Raw genomic sequence first — 16,507 nt, 5'->3', positions numbered from 1 at the left:
TTAGTTTTTGCACTTTTCCCAAGCGATATACCCACCTTTTAGGTCTATAATATTTTTAAACCCTGTTTTGGCTAATAGTACTGCTGCTTTCTTACTTCGATTTCCACTTCGGCAGTATACATATAAGGGTTCATCTTTATCAAATTTATTGAACGAAGATTTGAATGTTGTTTGTTTAAAAAAATCAATATTAATAGCACCATTAATATGTTTGGTATTATATTCATACGATGTTCTTACATCGACTAATTGTAGATCTTTTTTTTGTGAGATGGCTTCTTTGAAAGCAAGAGCATCAATTTTGGTGATGGCATCCGTTTGTTGGTTTTGTATTTTAAAAAGAGTCTTAAAAATTGACATCATAGCTGGAGTATATTAAAGTAGTCATTTTACAATAACTTTTGTTTTATATGAATAGTAACTTAAATGCAAACAATACATTTAAAAATAAACACCCAAATCTGTTCATTTTTAAATTCAGGTGTTTTACTTCTAATTTCTATATATTAAAGCATTGTAGTTGGGCAGATATATTCTGATTTTGTGATATCAGTTTTTGCAATTTCTGCAAATCCACCAATCACATCTACAAATTGATGCCAACCTCTTTGTTTTAAAATAGAGGAAGCTATCATGCTTCTGTATCCTCCCGCACAGTATAGTACAAAAGATTTGTCTTTTGGAAACTTTGCCAAATGCTTATTAATTTCGTTTAAAGGAATATTTATCGCATCAATAATGTGTTCTGAGTCGTACTCACTTTTTTTACGAATATCAAAAACCAAAGGCTTTTCTTTGGTATAGGATTTTTCAAATTCATTGGCGGTAATTCTTTTCGAGGTTTCGAACTCTTTTTTAGCATTTTTCCATGAATCAAACCCGGCATCAAGATATCCTATGGTATTATCATATCCTACTCTTGATAATCTGGTGATTGCTTCTTTTTCCTTTCCTGGATAGGTGATTAGTAATATTTTTTGTTTCACATCGGGAATCATTTCTCCCACCCATTGAGCAAAACTTCCTTCCAGACCGATATTAATACTATTAGGAATGAACCCTTTAGTAAAATCTTCTGCATTTCGGGTATCAAGCATTAGTGCATCTGTTTCGGTGGCCACTACTTCGAAAGTATCAGGAAGCAAAGGTCGTATTGCTCGATCCATTACTTCATCAAGGCTGTCATATCCTTTGATATTCATTAAAACATTTTGAGGAAAATATCCGGGAGGAGCGGTTAACCCAGTAAGTAAAGCATCGATAAACTCTTCTTTTGTCATGTCTTCGCGTAAAGCATAATTTACTTTTTTCTGATGCCCAAGAGTGTCGGTAGTTTCTGTACTCATCATTTTACCACAGGCAGAACCAGCCCCATGATTAGGATATACTATCAAATCATCACTTAGAGGCATGATTTTATTGCGAAGAGAATCATACAAATGACCAGCCAATTTTTCTTCGGTTAACTCAGATACAACGTGCTGAGCTAGGTCGGGTCGTCCTACATCACCTATAAATAATGTATCTCCGGTAATAATCCCATGCTCTTTTCCCTGATCATCGATAAGCAAGTATGTAGTACTTTCCATAGTATGACCCGGAGTATGAATCACTTTTATTTTATACTCTCCGATTTCAAAAACCTGTCCATCTTCTGCAATGGTAGCATGATATCCAGGTTTTGCACTGGGGCCAAAAACAATTTCTGCTCCTGTTTTTTTACTTAAGTCAAGATGCCCACTTACAAAATCTGCATGAAAATGGGTCTCGAATACATATTTTATTGTTGCGTTATCCTCTTTTGCACGATCGATATAGGGGTGTACTTCTCTAAGGGGGTCAAAAACTGCAGCTTCTCCGTTATTCTCAATATAATAAGCAGCGTGGGCTAAACAGCCTGTATAAATCTGTTCTATTTTCATAAGTATTTACTTTTAAAAGGTTTAATAGTATAAAGGTAGTATGGATGTTATTCTTCTACAGTTACTTATGTTACAGAAGGTGTTTTTTTTGTTTGAAGAGAAATCTTTTCTTGTATAGCAGTTTTTTTACTTGCATTATTGCAGTGATCATATGCTTCATAAACTTTTACAAAAAGATTTTCTGTACCTATAGTATCGATAAGACCACTGCTAAATATAATATCCCTCGTTGGCCCTATGGCTCCGGTAATAATAAACTGAATACCTTTACTTTTGAGATCTTTAACGAGCTGTTTGAGTACGTGTACAGCACTGCTGTCTATATAATTTATAGCTTCAGCATTAAGTATAATGGTGTTAAGTTCTTTTCCTTTTAAGTCAACCTGTTTATAGAGTTCTTTTTTGAAATAATCTTTATTTCCGAAGTATAGTTGAGCATCAAAACGAATAATCAAAATATATGGTTGTATTTCAATATCATTACTAAAACGAGTAATGTTTTTGAAGTAATTGGTTCCTTTTATTTTCCCCAAAACTGCAATGTGAGGTTTTGAAGTTCTATAAACTAATATCAATAAAGAAAACAATACTCCTGATAATATTCCTTCTTTAATACCAATAATAAGAGTAATCAAAAAGGTAAGAAGGAGAAGGCCAAATTCATCTTTTCTGTTTTTAAAAAGTACAATGGGATATTTTATATCGATCAATCCAAATACCGCTACCATAATTATGGCTGCCAGAATCGCGTTGGGCAAAAAATAAAAAAGAGGAGTAAGGAATAATAAAGTTAATCCAACTACGACTGCGCTTATGATTGGGGCTATGCCTGTTTTTGCACCAGCCTGATCATTAACTGCTGTTCTGGAAAAGCCACCTGTTGTTGGATAAGATTGAAATAAGGAACCGACAATATTAGACGTTCCCAAAGCAATTAATTCCTGATTAGGATCAACCTCATACTCTGTATGTTTTTCTTCTACTGCTTTGGCTACAGAAATAGCTTCCATAAAGGCAATAAGAGCTAAAGTAAGAGCAATGGGAACAAGCTCCGAAATTCTGGAATACTCAACAATAGGTACCTCAAATTCGGGTAACCCCTTTGGTATTGCACCTACAATTTTTACTCCCAGATCATCTATACCAGAGGTATAAACACTAACGATTCCAAGAATAACTACAATTAATGCTGCAGGAATTTTTGGATTTATTTTTTTTATGGTTTTGATAAATACAATGGCAAGAATTCCAATACCTAGAGTTAAAAAGTTAGTTTGATCTATGGTTTTGAATGCATTGTGTAACAAGATATGTACTTGATTACTACGCTCGATTTCTGTTCCTAATACATGTTTTAATTGGCTAAGTCCAATAATAATTGCAGCAGCAGACGTAAAACCACTTATAACAGGTTTGGATAAGAAGTTTACCAAAAACCCCATCTTTAATATCCCCAAAATAAACTGAATGCTTCCCATGAATAGAGAGAGAAAGATTGCCATCGTTATATATTCTTCAATACCCGAAAGTGATAGTGCTCCCAATCCCGATGCTACAAGAAGAGAATCCATTGCTACGGGGCCTACTGCCAATTGTCGCGAGGTACCCATAATAGCATAGACTACTTGTGGGATCAATGCGGCGTATAGCCCAAATACAGGAGGAAGACCTGCAATCATGGCGTATGCCATTCCTTGCGGAATTAACATTATCCCTACAGTTAAACCTGCTGCAATATCTCCCGATAAAAACTTTTTTTTATAATCAGGAAGCCATTGAAAAACAGGGAAATATCGCTTTAGCATGTATGCGTGAATTTATAACCAAAAGTAGTAGAACATAAATCTATAATCAGTAACATTGGTTACATAGCTTTTATAAATCAAGAATTTTGATATAATTCCTATGTAATTCTATTTTATCAATTTGTTCCAGTTTTTTTAACAAGCGGGATATCACTACTCTAGAACTATGTAATTCCTGTGCGATTTCCTGATGTGTATTACGAATAATATATTCGTTATTAACTCGAGCTTTTTCCTTCAGGTAATTTACCAGGCGTTCATCCATTCTATCAAAAGCTATACTATCTAAAGTAATAAGAAGTTCATTTAATCGGTTATGATAACTTTCAAAAACAAAATTCCTCCAGGATTTGTATTTGGCCGTCCATTCTTCCATTTTTCGAATAGGAATCATGATAAGTTTCGTATCTACTTCTGCGATTGCTCTAATTTCACTGCGAGTTTGGCCAATACAACAAGTCATTGTCATCGAACAGGTATCTCCTTGTTCTAAATAATATAATAACAATTCGTCTCCTTCTTTATCTTCTCTAAGTACTTTTATTGCTCCCGATACGAGTAATGGCATTCCTTTGATATAATCTCCAATTTCAATCAGCTTATATCCAGCAGGAACTTCTCTAAAAGTTCCGACTTGTAGTATATCGTTTATCAAAGCATTTTCAAACTGGCGTCCGTAACTGTTTTTTAGTTCCTGAATCATTTAGAATCTTGTTTAGCTTTGGCGATAGATGCATCGTAGGTAAAGAAGAGGTTGGCCCAAATCAATTTTGAAATCGCTCCAATGTATGGCATTAAAAGTATAAGGGTAATAACAATACTGATAAAGATGTGTATTGGGGTTAGATTTAACCCAAACAGTTGTATCAAGGTAAAAACAGCTGCACTTATCGCTATACCAACTGCATATGAAACATACATTGAACCATAATAAAAACTGGGCTCTATACTATATTTTAATTGACATGAAGGGCACCTTTTTTTTACTTTATTAAAACGTTTTAGGTCATATGGGTTAGCTTCTAAAAATGCTCCATCATGACACCGTGGACATTTTAAAAACAATATGCTATATAATTTTGAACCTCTACCAAACATGTTGTTGAATTTTGGATAAAAGTAATGCACTACAAAATATTTATCAGTAACAAAGGTTACATATGCAAAGATCATTTTTTGCTCTATAAGGTAGAATGAGACTATAACTTCTTAGATATGTCGATAGACACTGTTTTAAGTTGTAAAAGAGCAATTTTGCTAAAGGTATTTTATGATTTTGATAACAGTTGCGTTAAAAATATAAAAGTTTAACAAAATTTTAAATACGCTCAAATCTAGGGATTCAAGCATTTTATTGATAATTTTTTGATTGTATATTAGATCAACTTTGTTTTTGTAAATACTTGTATGTTAGGTATTTATGTGTTTACTTGAGTTTTAAACCTCTCTGTATACGAAAATTCTTACTCTTTTTTTAACATTTTTGGGCACTATTGTTATTTGACATAAATTTTCTACTTTTAGTGCTGTACTAAAAATAAAAAGTAGGCATAATAAGCTTCTTTTTGGTATGATATGATTTTAACTTGGGGGATCTTAAAAGAATGAAAAAACTCATATGTTTTTTAAGTTTTTTAGATAAAAACAATCATATTTCCTCACGAAAAAATGATATATACTATAGCGTTATGTTTCTAAATTTAGCATTAGTATACATTAAAAACTAAAACACCATAACTAAATAAATATTCATTCAATCAAAAAAGGAGGTTTATATGAAACGAAGAGATTTTGTTAAATACGCTGGATTAGGATCTGGCGCATTAATGATGCCATCCATGCTTATGGGAAATAATATTTCCGCAGAAGCTTTGCTAAATCCTGGGATGGACGTCGCAATCAAGAAAAGCCTTGCAGACATAGCATTAAATACTGCCAAAACTTTGGGAGCATCTTATGCCGATGCAAGAATAGGAAGATATCTAAATCAATATGTATTTACCAGAGAAGATAAGGTTCAGAATGTAGTAAATACAGAATCTTTTGGAATTGGTATACGAGTTATTACCAATGGAACCTGGGGGTTTGCTTCTACCAATAACGTAACAGAAAAAGGAATTAAAAAAGCAACAGAACAAGCGGTTGCAATAGCAAAAGCAAATTCAAAAATTCAGAAGGTGCCTGTGAAACTGGCTCCGGTAAAATCTTATGGAGAAGTAACCTGGAAGACACCTATTAAAAAAGATTTCAAAAAAGTACCTATTTCAGAAAAAGTAGATCTATTGCTTAGTGCTAATGCAGCTGCAATGAAAAATGGAGCTAATTTTGTGAATTCTGGTCTTTTTATGGTAAATGAGCAAAAATATTTTGCATCTACCGATGGGTCGTATATAGATCAGGATGTTCACCGTATATGGCCAACATTTACGGTTACGGCAATTGATCGTGCTAATAATAAATTTAAATCACGCCAAGCAATGAGTGCTCCTATGGGAATGGGATATGAATATATGGATGGTTTGGATTCAGAAAAATTAGATGGGCCAGCAGGAATGAAGTTATATAGAGGAAGTTACGATATGGTAGAAGATGCTATTATGGCAGCCAAGCAGGCCAAAGAAAGACTTAGCGCCAAATCGGTAGAGGCAGGTAAGTATGATTTGGTATTAGAACCAAATCACCTGGGATTAACTATTCACGAATCGGTAGGGCACCCTCTCGAGTTGGATCGTGTACTGGGATATGAAGCCAATTATGCAGGAACAAGTTTTGCTACTCTTGATAAATGGAAAACCAAAAACTTCAAGTATGGTAGTGATATTGTTAATCTGGTAGCAGATAAAACGCAAGTAGGATCTCTAGGAGCTGTTGGGTATGATGACGAAGGAGTAAAGACAAAACAATGGGATCTTGTACGTAATGGTGTATTAACCAATTATCAGGCAATAAGAGATCAGGTTCATATGATAGATCAGAATGAATCACATGGTTGTTGTTATTCTCAGAGTTGGAACGATGTGCAATTTCAGCGTATGCCTAATGTTTCGTTAGAACCAGGTAAAGAAAAATATAATGTTAATGACATGATAAAAGATGTAGAAAAAGGAATTTATATTGCGGGTAGAGGTTCGTACTCTATCGACCAGCAACGATATAATTTCCAGTTTGGCGGTACTGCTTTCTACGAAATTAAAAACGGAGCGATTGTGGGTATGTTAGATGATGTTGCTTATCAATCTAATACACAGGAGTTTTGGAATTCTTGTGCCAAAATATGTGACAAAGATGACTATAGGTTATTCGGATCGTTCTTTGATGGTAAAGGACAGCCTTCTCAGATAAGTGCTGTATCACACGGAAGTTCTACTACTAGGTTTAATAATGTAAATGTGATCAATACAGGTAGAACTATTTAAAACATCTTTTTCCAACAAATAATAAAAATATCATGGCAATATATACAAAAGAAGAAGCAAAGCAAATTATGGAAAAAGCACTGAGCTTTTCTACTGCTGATGCTTGTGAAATAAATATGAGTGGAAGCGAAAGCGGAAATATCCGCTATGCGCGTAATACGGTTTCTACTGCGGGTCATCGATCTAATCAAAACCTAGTTGTACAATCTAATTTTGGAAAAAAATCGGGTACGGCTACGATTGATGAGTTTGATGATGAATCCTTAAAGAAAGTAGTCAAAAGAGCAGAAGAGTTAGCAAAACTTTCGCCAGAGAATCCAGAGTTTATGGGGCCTTTGGGACCTCAAACCTATGATAAATCAATAACCTATAACAAAGCATCGGCCAATATCTCACCAGAGTATCGTGCTACTGTAGCAAGTAGTAGTATTGAGCCAGCTGCAGCAAAAGATGTTACCGCTGCGGGATTCTTTAACGATTCTTATGGGTTTAGTGCAATGATGAATTCTAATGGTCTTTTTGCCTACAATCAATCTACAGATTCTAATTTCACGGTTACAATGAGAACTAATGACGGTACCGGATCAGGATGGGTATCTCGTGATTTTAATGATATCAGCAAGTTTGATGCGGCAAAAGCTTCTAATATAGCGATAGATAAGGCAGTAACATCAAGAGAAGCTAAAGCTATAGAACCAGGAAAATATACTGTAATTCTTGAACCTGCAGCGTCGGTTGGATTACTACAAAATATTGGTAGTGCCCTTAGCGCACGAACTGCAGATGAAGGACGAAGCTTTATGTCTAAAGAAGGCGGAGGCACTAAACTAGGAGAGAAGATTGTAGACGAACGTGTAAACATTTGGTCCGATCCTTTAAATCCAGATGCACCTACAAGTACATGGAATGGAGCAGGACAGGCTCTAAAGAAGATGAGCTGGATAGAGAATGGAGTAGTGAAAAATTTAGCATATAGCCGTTATTGGGCAGAAAAGAAAGGAGTCGATCCAGTACCTTTTCCATCTAATTTCATTATGCAAGGAGGAGATGCCTCTTTAGAAGATCTTATTAAAGGAACCAAAAAAGGGATTTTGGTTACCAGATTATGGTATATCAGAAATGTAGATCCTCAAACTCTTTTATATACTGGTCTTACCCGAGATGGAACGTTCTATATCGAAAATGGAAAAATAAAGCATCCGGTAAAGAATTTTAGGTTTAATGAGAGTCCGATTATTATGCTTAATAATCTCGAAACACTCGGGAAACAAGTTAGGATAAATGGTAATTTGGTACCTTATATGAAGGTAAGAGATTTCACCTTTACCAGCTTGTCTGATGCGGTCTAAGTATAATTCATAATATAAACTGGTCATTTTGATTAGCTTCATTATGGCCAGTTTTTTCTTTCAATACTATTTTAACCATTAATCGTAACAGTTTTGTGGGGTAATATGTTTTTGAAAGCTAAAATAATAACTGCATTGAGTAACAAGTTTTTCTTTACAAGATTGCAATATGAGTCAGGAGATTGGGATGTAGATCAAAGAATGCCTTCAAACCTTTTAAATTCTCTAGTGGAGTATACTACCCTAAAAGTAGATACACAAGAAAGAATTATAGCCCTTAGTAGCGATGAAATATTTAAAAGTCCATTTTGCTATATATCCGGACATAAACTAGTACAATTTACAAAGAAAGAAAGAGAGAATTTTGAGAAATATGTCAGGAACGGAGGCTTTGTCTTTGCAGATGATTGTAATCACGATATAGATGGTTTGTTTTCAAAATCATTTGAACGACAAATGGAGGATATCTTTGGCCCTAGGCAGTTAAAAAAAATCCCTAATACTCATGAGATATATAACGTTTTCTTCGAATTTGAAGATGGTCCACCCACGACTTCACAAGAACTTAACGGATGGGGAGATGATATTGTACATGATTACCTAAAAGCTATTGAAATTAATGGTAGAATAGGGGTCTTATTTAGCAACAAAGATTATGGTTGCGAATGGGATTATGATTTTAGAAATAAGCGATGGTATAAAATAGATAATACCCGTTTTGGAGTAAATATAGTGATGTATGCTTTAACATCATAAAAGAAGATGTATGGATAAAAATTTAGCAAGTATTGAACAAGAGGTGAATGTACTTACCGAGAAACTTACCAAGTTAAAGAAAGAAATTGGCAAGGTAATCACAGGACAGGAGGAAACCGTAGAACAATTACTGATTACTTTTCTGGCAGGAGGACATGCATTATTAGAAGGAGTTCCCGGGTTGGCAAAAACGTTAATGATACGAACATTAGCGCAGGCTATTGATCTAAAGTTTAAAAGAATACAATTTACTCCCGATCTAATGCCTTCAGATATTATTGGTACCGAAATACTTGAAGAAGATTATAGCACCGGAAAGAAGTTTTTTAAATTTAATAAAGGACCCATCTTTGCTAATATTATATTGGCAGATGAGATTAACCGAACGCCACCAAAGACTCAGGCAGCGCTGTTAGAAGCCATGCAGGAGTTTGAAGTAACATACTCTGGTAAAACCTATACTCTGGATAGACCATTTTTTATTCTCGCTACCCAAAATCCCATTGAGCAATCGGGTACGTTTATGTTGCCAGAAGCACAACAAGATCGTTTTCTGTTATATATAAAAATTGGATATCCCAGCGAATTAGAAGAGACCACCATTTTAAAGAATACAACAGGTACCAAAAAAGAAACACTTCATAAAGTGATTACCGGTGATGATATATTAAGATTACAGAATCTGGTAAGAGAAGTGCCTATAAGCGATGATCTTATCACATTTGTAAGTAAGTTAATACGAGCGACAAGGCCAGAAACTACTACAAACGCATATGTAAAAGAGTGGGTAAATTGGGGAGCAGGACCAAGAGCGGGGCAGGCAATGATATTAACAGCCAAAGCTCGTGCTTTGATGAAAGGACGTTTATCGGTTACATTAGAAGATATACAGCATGTCGCTATACCAGTATTGCGCCATAGAGTTATTGTAAATTTTAGAGCAGAATCCGAAGGGATAACATCTGATGATGTTACTCATCAACTGTTAAGCGCTATTCGGGTAAAGAACTGATATGCGATATTTTAAAGTTAAATAGGTATGAAACAGGACTATCATCAATTATTAAAACCAGAACTTGTAAAAAATGTATCTGGATTAGCACTCATTGCACGTGTAATAGTTGATGGATATTTGTCTGGACATAATCACAGTAGAAGTGTAGGTCCAGGGATGGAGTTTAGTCAATTTCGTAATTATGAACCGGGTGATGATTTAAGACTACTGGATTGGAAAATGCTTGCCAGATCAGGTAGATACTATATTAGACAATCAGATATAAAAAGTAATATTGCGGTAAAATTTATTGTCGATGCTAGTATGTCAATGCTTCACAAGGAAGAAGATCTGTCTAAAATGGATTACACTAGAGTGTTGGTCGCCTCATTAGCATACTTATCCCAAAATCAAGGAGATGCCGTGGGTCTTTTTGCACTTAATGATCACCAATTACACAGTGTATATCCCAAAATTCAGAAAAAACATTATAATCGTCTGTTGTTAGAATTGATTAATATTAAGAATGAAGGAAAATGGCCAGAGGACCCTGGAGCGTCAAAAAACCTTCATGATCGTAACCATAAAGAATTGATTTTCTTTATTACCGATTTATATGAACACAGTGAAGAACTAACTTCTTTTGTTAAGCGGTTGAAAACACCTAAGAATGAAGTTGTAGTATTTCATTTGATGGGTAAAAACGAACTGGAATTTGATTATAAAGGTACCATTACATTTGAAGATTTGGAAACAGGAGCAAGGCGTAAAATAGATGCTAAGACAGCAAAAAAACAATACCTCATTGCATTAGAAGAAATGATAAAAAATACAAAAAACACCCTGCTTGCTAATGATATTGGTTATCATTTGTTTAAGCTAAATGAGAATATCGGAGAGGCTTTACAGGTGTTTTTGAAGAAACGAAATAGATTGATTTAGTATGTTTTTTCTTACTCCCACATATTTATGGGCTTTATTAGGAGGTATTGTTCCTATTGCAATACATCTGTGGAGTAAAAAAGAAGGGAAAACAATTAAGATAGGAAGTATTCAGCTACTTGATGAATCTGATTCAAAACAAACGAGTAGTGTTCAAATCAATGAGTTGTGGTTATTACTTTTACGATTGTTATTGATTACTACACTTGTTATGATCATAGCAGAACCACAGATAAAAAGAAAAGTTACTGCAGTACCCATTACTTATATCGTAGAACCTTCTCTACTCGAATATGAAGAGGTAAATGCAATTCTGGATACTATAGAAACCGAAGCACCAATACGACTTTTGCAACCTGGTTTTCCAGAGTATCAAAACGATCCAACATATGAAATTGCTACTGTAACTCCGGGGTATTGGCAATTGGCCAAAGAAATGGAAACATTAGAAACCGATAGTATTGTTGTTTTAACGAATGCATTTGTATCGGGTATAAAGGGGAAGAGACCACAGGTTCATAAAAATATATCATGGGTAATTCTAGATCCCGGAAAACCAACTAAGAATATGCTTAGTGCTACTAAAAAAGAAGATGCAATACAGTTGCTTTCTGTATCAAGTGATGCTCAACATGTATTTTTTGAGAAAGAACTTGTTGCTACGAGTAGTAATCGAATCGAATTTAATAAAGAGAAGGATAGTATAGTTTTTTCTGTAAACGGAAATCAAGAGCAGCATCCTCTTATTACCGAATCACCCGTTAGCGTATTAGTATTTTATGACGATAGTTTATCTACAGAAAAGAGATATATTGAAGCTGCTTATCGCGCAATATCAAAACATCTTAACGCACCTGTTAATGTTCGTGCCGTACAGAATATAGATACTATACACCTTGATGCTTTTAATACAGTAATATGGTTAAGTAAAGATGAAACTCCGCAAACTTCTTCGACATTACTCCTGTATAAACCAGATGATTTATCCCATGATATCATAGAAAAAGGATCTTCAAAAGAAATCTTCTATCTTACAAAACCTCTTAGTACAGAACGTGTCGTAAATGAGTATTTTGCAGAACATCTCCTGGCAATACTCAATCATAATGAAGATCTCGAAGAAAAAATTAAATCGTATGATAAACGAGTTACACATGTAGGAGAATTACTTCCGATAGTAGCTACAGATGTTAAGAAAAACAAAGAAAATTCTGCTACTTTAGAGTTATCTAAATGGTTATGGTTTTTATGTATATTATTCCTCATCACAGAGCGTGTCGTAGCAAAATATAGAAAACAATGATAGCGTCTGGAGATAAAATATTGATTCGGTTTAAAAAGCGTTGGCAACTCATGCTTTGGATAGAGATTTTGCTCTATGCACTAGGCCCCGCTATTCTTATATATTTTTTGTTCTTTAACCTTATTTTTTCAATTATTACTTTGATATCAACTGCTTTATTGATTGTAATTTTTGTGAAACCCTGGAAACCCGGTTTAAAAATGGTGAGTAGTTATATTGATCAACACCTCGATGTTGCAGAATATAGCACAGGTCTTTTGCTACTACCTAAAGAACAACTATCTGATCTGGCAAAATTGCAACAATATAGAATAACAAAAGAACTTGTCGAAAAATTAAAAACGATCAAACCTCCTAATCATTTATTTAGAGCCTGTATCGTAATGAGCTTATGTACGCTGGTTGGCTTTATTGGATATAGATATCATATTCTTGATCATTTACAATGGCCACAACATAAGGAAGTACATCCAGATACAATAATCTTTAACCCCATTGATTCTACAACGACTACCCAACAACCTAAATTAAAAAGTCAATTGTTAACCATACAGTATCCTTCTTATACAAGAAAATCTTCTATTGAAACTTCAAAAATGGAAATAAAAGCAGTAGAAGGATCGCGATTATCGTGGCAAATAACATTTGATAAAGAAGTTAAAAGTGTATCTATGGAAAGTATGGGAAATAGCTACCCTATGAAATTGACTGATAACGGATATGTAAGAACTTCGATTTTAAATACATCGGGATTCTACAATTTCAAATTTACAGATATACTGGGCACATCATATACTTCTGAATTATATTCGATTGAAGTTGTAAAAGATAAAAGACCGGATATAAAAATTACTGATTTAAAACAGTTTACTTCCTTTTCTTATGATGAAAACAAAAGAATAGCATTTACAACCTCTGTTACCGATGATTTTGGTATTGCAGAAGCATATATTATAGCAACGGTAAGTAAAGGATCTGGTGAATCTGTTAAGTTTAGAGAGGAAAAATTAAGTTTTGATAATAAAGTAGATAGAGGATACAAAAACTTAAGCTTATCAAAAAATATAGACCTGGATCAAATGAATATGGAACCGGGAGATGAGCTTTATTTTTATATTGAAGCACTGGATCTTAAGCAACCCAGACCTAATACTTCTAGAAGTGAAACCTTTTTTGCCGTTATAAAAGATACTATTTCTGATGCATTTGCCGTAGAGGGAACAATGGGAGTAGATTTAATGCCAGATTATTTCAGAAGTCAACGCCAGTTGATTATTGATACAGAAAAATTGATTAAGGATAAGCCAAAATTATCAGAAAAAGACTTCAAATTTAAAAGTAATGAATTAGGGTTCGATCAAAAAGTACTACGCCTAAAGTATGGTGAATTTATGGGAGACGAATCGGAGTTTGGACCGGCAACACAAGAAAATACGGCAATTCCCGAGGAGGAAGATGAACATGACGATGAAGATCATGAGAAAGAAAAAGATCCATTAGCAGCGTATACTCATGACCATGATCATGAAAATGAACATAACCTGGTACCTCACGAAGAAGAAGAGGATGATGAAAAAGCAAATGACCCTTTGCATGAGTACTTACATAATCATGATGATCCCGAAGAGTCAACGCTTTTTACGCAATCTTTAAAAAGTAAATTACGACAAGCTTTAAATGAAATGTGGGATGCCGAGTTATATTTACGGTTGTATACTCCAGAAAAGTCCTTACCGTATCAATACAAAGCGCTTAAATTGATTCAGGAAATTAAAAATAGTGCCCGAGTCTATGTACACCGTATTGGGTTTGATCCTCCGCCGATTAAAGAAGATAAAAGACTTACGGGTAAAATTGATGAAGTATCTAATTTCAGAAAAAAAGAAGAACTACAACTCCCAGAACTATATCCGTCTATATATAAAACTGTTTTAAGGCTTGAGCAATTGATATCTAATAAAACGATATTTACCGATGAAGATAGACTCCTTTTTAAACAGGCAGGAAATGAACTGGCCGTCAAAGCTATTGAAAGCCCTGGGAAATATTTAAAAACCTTACAACAGTTAAAACAGATTACAGAAGGTAGGGCTATATCACCTTCAATTTTGATCGAGGTACAGAGAGGTTTGTTTTATGCGCTTCCCGAGCTGCAACCCAATCCATTTAAAAAGAAAGTATTAACAAGTGAGATTAATGAATTACTACTAAAAGAGCTTCAAATTCATGATTGATCAAATAACTTTTTTGAATGATAACTGGATATTGCAAATCGGTATTGGCGGGATAATACTATGGACTGTTTTTATATGGAAAGAATGGCCAGAGTTTGGGAAACGTAGATTTTGGATAAAAATAACAATATCCTTTTTGGCAATTACCTCACTTGCTATCATAGCATTAAAACCTGCAATTTCTACTGCCAATACTATAACTACTAAAATGGTTTTGCTAACCGAGGGCTATGATAAAGAACAATTAGATAGCCTGGCGAGAATTCATAAAAAACTAAAAAAACATCTGTACAAAGCTAATCACCCTATTTTTGATGGCGTAGACACTCCAGATTCTGTTTTTGTACTTGGGTATGGTGTGAAACCTTATGACCTCTGGAAATTAGATAATTATAACGTTAGCTACCTGGGAAGAAAGACTCCTTCTGGGGTAATTAGATTTAAATATGATTATAAAAATACAGTTGGTAAACGACAGGTGTTTACAGGATTATATGCTAATCCACAAAAAGGGAATAGACTTATATTAGAAGGACCGGGAGGAGCAGGTTTAGATTCTGTTTCTTTACTTGTTGGAGAACAACAAAAATTTGAATTCACAACTAACCTTAATGTAAAAGGAAACTATCTCTTTTCATTAGTCGAAAAAGATACTTTAGGGAAAATTTTGTCTACAGACCCTATCCCTCTAATTGTAGAGGATTCTACTCCGTTAAAAATAGTAGTGATAAATGGTTTTCCCACTTTTGAAACCAAGTACCTTAAAAACTACCTGGCAGAAATGGGGCATCAAGTACTAGTTAGGAGTCAGATCACCAAAGGAAGATATAAGTTCGAGTATTTTAATATGGAAAGAATACCTATGGGAGCTTTCTCTAAAAAGAATTTAGAACCTTTTGATCTTGTCATTATTGATGCCAATTCATTCAAAAATCTGGGAAGAGCATCTCGTATTGCTTTAGAGAATTCGGTAAAAGAAAATGGCCTGGGTATTTTTATCCAGCCAGACTCTAATTTTTTTAGAGCTTCAAACGGATTAGGAGCTTTTAATTTTGTTTCAGAAAAAAATACAGAAACCCGATTGGATAGTGAGACAAAAATTAAACTTTCTAAACATGCTTTTGTTTTTAAAGACGAATTTCTGCTGCAGCATATTCATACTAAACCCAATACCAAAATCATATCTGGATACAAACACCTCGGAAAAGGTAGAATTGGGACTACAGTGTTAGAAAATACATACGAACTAGTATTAGATGGTCATACCACTGCTTATCAACACATATGGTCTAAACTCATTACTAGTTTAAGTCGTAAAGAAACTTCACCGGTAGAATGGGAGGCAACTTCAATAATTGCGTATAAAGATCATCCTTTTACATTCGAGGTAAGAACATCAATACCAAAACCAATAGTCAAAACCAGTAAGAAACACAGTATTTCGATGCGTAGTGATATTGATATAGCAAACCTTTGGAAAGGAGTTATTTATCCAAGAGATTTTGGATGGAATACTCAATTTATAGAACAGGATACAACAAAAGTGTTTGAGTATTTTGCAGCAGATACCTCTCATTGGAGATCACAGATGTTGTATAAAACAATTGAAGAAAATAAAAGGCGTTATAAAAAATCGTTGAAGAATGAAATAATCCAGAATCATACGATACGACCGATACCACTTTTAGGTTTTTATCTTCTGTTTTTATTGTGCGCAGGATATTTATGGCTGGAACCCAAGCTGTTGAAACCATAAAAAGAGCTTTATTGTTAAAATAAGAGCTAT

General features: G+C 34.3%; 13 protein-coding genes. 8 read left to right on the top strand and 5 right to left on the bottom strand.

The window, feature by feature from the left end:
- The 5 genes from NNL09_RS23320 to NNL09_RS23300 all read right to left on the bottom strand — a co-directional run bounded on the left by NNL09_RS23320 (position 1) and on the right by NNL09_RS23300 (position 4,900).
- A complete protein-coding gene (locus tag NNL09_RS23320; RefSeq protein ID WP_317193941.1) occupies positions 1 to 363 on the bottom strand; it encodes a rhodanese-like domain-containing protein in 363 nt (120 codons plus the stop codon).
- Positions 364 to 506: 143 nt separating this feature from the next.
- Positions 507 to 1,922: a rhodanese-like domain-containing protein gene (locus NNL09_RS23315; protein WP_196911771.1), complete on the bottom strand. Its 1,416-nt coding sequence runs from the start codon at positions 1,920 to 1,922 to the stop codon at positions 507 to 509.
- A gap of 65 nt (positions 1,923 to 1,987) precedes the next feature.
- Positions 1,988 to 3,727 carry a SulP family inorganic anion transporter gene (locus tag NNL09_RS23310; protein ID WP_196911772.1) on the bottom strand — a complete coding sequence of 580 codons (1,740 nt, stop codon included), beginning with the start codon at positions 3,725 to 3,727 and terminating at the stop codon, positions 1,988 to 1,990.
- Positions 3,728 to 3,797: 70 nt separating this feature from the next.
- Positions 3,798 to 4,430 (bottom strand): Crp/Fnr family transcriptional regulator, encoded by a 633-nt coding sequence (locus NNL09_RS23305; protein ID WP_196911773.1) that lies wholly within the window; start codon positions 4,428 to 4,430, stop codon positions 3,798 to 3,800.
- Positions 4,427 to 4,900: a DUF983 domain-containing protein gene (locus NNL09_RS23300; RefSeq protein ID WP_316930164.1), complete on the bottom strand. Its 474-nt coding sequence runs from the start codon at positions 4,898 to 4,900 to the stop codon at positions 4,427 to 4,429. Before NNL09_RS23300 ends, NNL09_RS23305 begins: the two co-directional genes overlap by 4 nt.
- Positions 4,901 to 5,502: 602 nt before the next feature.
- On the opposite strand from NNL09_RS23300, the gene NNL09_RS23295 reads away from it, so the two are divergent.
- The 8 genes from NNL09_RS23295 (at position 5,503) to NNL09_RS23260 (ending at position 16,477) form a co-directional block, all read left to right on the top strand.
- A complete protein-coding gene (locus NNL09_RS23295; protein WP_025664227.1) occupies positions 5,503 to 7,143 on the top strand; it encodes a TldD/PmbA family protein in 1,641 nt (546 codons plus the stop codon).
- A gap of 32 nt (positions 7,144 to 7,175) precedes the next feature.
- On the top strand, positions 7,176 to 8,492 hold the full coding sequence (locus tag NNL09_RS23290; protein ID WP_196911774.1) for a TldD/PmbA family protein: 1,317 nt from the start codon (positions 7,176 to 7,178) through the stop codon (positions 8,490 to 8,492).
- A 135-nt stretch (positions 8,493 to 8,627) separates the two neighbouring features.
- Entirely contained in the window at positions 8,628 to 9,248 is a 621-nt protein-coding gene (locus tag NNL09_RS23285; protein ID WP_025664229.1) for a DUF4159 domain-containing protein, read from the top strand.
- A gap of 10 nt (positions 9,249 to 9,258) precedes the next feature.
- Positions 9,259 to 10,260, top strand: coding sequence for a MoxR family ATPase (locus NNL09_RS23280; RefSeq protein WP_025664230.1), 1,002 nt, complete (start codon positions 9,259 to 9,261; stop codon positions 10,258 to 10,260).
- A 27-nt stretch (positions 10,261 to 10,287) separates the two neighbouring features.
- Positions 10,288 to 11,184 carry a DUF58 domain-containing protein gene (locus tag NNL09_RS23275; RefSeq protein ID WP_025664231.1) on the top strand — a complete coding sequence of 299 codons (897 nt, stop codon included), beginning with the start codon at positions 10,288 to 10,290 and terminating at the stop codon, positions 11,182 to 11,184.
- A gap of 1 nt (position 11,185) precedes the next feature.
- Positions 11,186 to 12,487: a BatA domain-containing protein gene (locus NNL09_RS23270; protein ID WP_196911775.1), complete on the top strand. Its 1,302-nt coding sequence runs from the start codon at positions 11,186 to 11,188 to the stop codon at positions 12,485 to 12,487.
- On the top strand, positions 12,484 to 14,721 hold the full coding sequence (locus tag NNL09_RS23265) for a tryptophan-rich sensory protein (RefSeq protein ID WP_196911776.1): 2,238 nt from the start codon (positions 12,484 to 12,486) through the stop codon (positions 14,719 to 14,721). Before NNL09_RS23270 ends, NNL09_RS23265 begins: the two co-directional genes overlap by 4 nt.
- Positions 14,714 to 16,477: a hypothetical protein gene (locus NNL09_RS23260; RefSeq protein WP_196911777.1), complete on the top strand. Its 1,764-nt coding sequence runs from the start codon at positions 14,714 to 14,716 to the stop codon at positions 16,475 to 16,477. Before NNL09_RS23265 ends, NNL09_RS23260 begins: the two co-directional genes overlap by 8 nt.
- Positions 16,478 to 16,507: the final 30 nt, after the last annotated feature.

The sequence above is a fragment of the Aquimarina sp. EL_43 genome, assembly GCF_943422735.1.
Lineage (GTDB): Bacteria > Bacteroidota > Bacteroidia > Flavobacteriales > Flavobacteriaceae > Aquimarina > Aquimarina megaterium.
The sequence above is the reverse complement of the archived record's forward strand: the minus strand, read 5'-3'. Positions and strand labels throughout refer to the sequence as shown.

Excerpts from the sequence above, each read along its gene's own strand:
- NNL09_RS23265 (WP_196911776.1), top strand. The coding sequence starts at position 12,484 with ATGATAGCGTCTGGAGATAAAATATTGATTCGGTTTAAAAAGCGTTGG.
- NNL09_RS23270 (WP_196911775.1), top strand. The coding sequence starts at position 11,186 with ATGTTTTTTCTTACTCCCACATATTTATGGGCTTTATTAGGAGGTATT.
- NNL09_RS23280 (WP_025664230.1), top strand. The coding sequence starts at position 9,259 with ATGGATAAAAATTTAGCAAGTATTGAACAAGAGGTGAATGTACTTACC.
- NNL09_RS23320 (WP_317193941.1), bottom strand. The coding sequence starts at position 363 with ATGATGTCAATTTTTAAGACTCTTTTTAAAATACAAAACCAACAAACG.
- NNL09_RS23300 (WP_316930164.1), bottom strand. The coding sequence starts at position 4,900 with ATGATCTTTGCATATGTAACCTTTGTTACTGATAAATATTTTGTAGTG.
- NNL09_RS23310 (WP_196911772.1), bottom strand. The coding sequence starts at position 3,727 with ATGCTAAAGCGATATTTCCCTGTTTTTCAATGGCTTCCTGATTATAAA.
- NNL09_RS23315 (WP_196911771.1), bottom strand. The coding sequence starts at position 1,922 with ATGAAAATAGAACAGATTTATACAGGCTGTTTAGCCCACGCTGCTTAT.
- NNL09_RS23275 (WP_025664231.1), top strand. The coding sequence starts at position 10,288 with ATGAAACAGGACTATCATCAATTATTAAAACCAGAACTTGTAAAAAAT.
- NNL09_RS23295 (WP_025664227.1), top strand. The coding sequence starts at position 5,503 with ATGAAACGAAGAGATTTTGTTAAATACGCTGGATTAGGATCTGGCGCA.
- NNL09_RS23260 (WP_196911777.1), top strand. The coding sequence starts at position 14,714 with ATGATTGATCAAATAACTTTTTTGAATGATAACTGGATATTGCAAATC.
- NNL09_RS23290 (WP_196911774.1), top strand. The coding sequence starts at position 7,176 with ATGGCAATATATACAAAAGAAGAAGCAAAGCAAATTATGGAAAAAGCA.
- NNL09_RS23305 (WP_196911773.1), bottom strand. The coding sequence starts at position 4,430 with ATGATTCAGGAACTAAAAAACAGTTACGGACGCCAGTTTGAAAATGCT.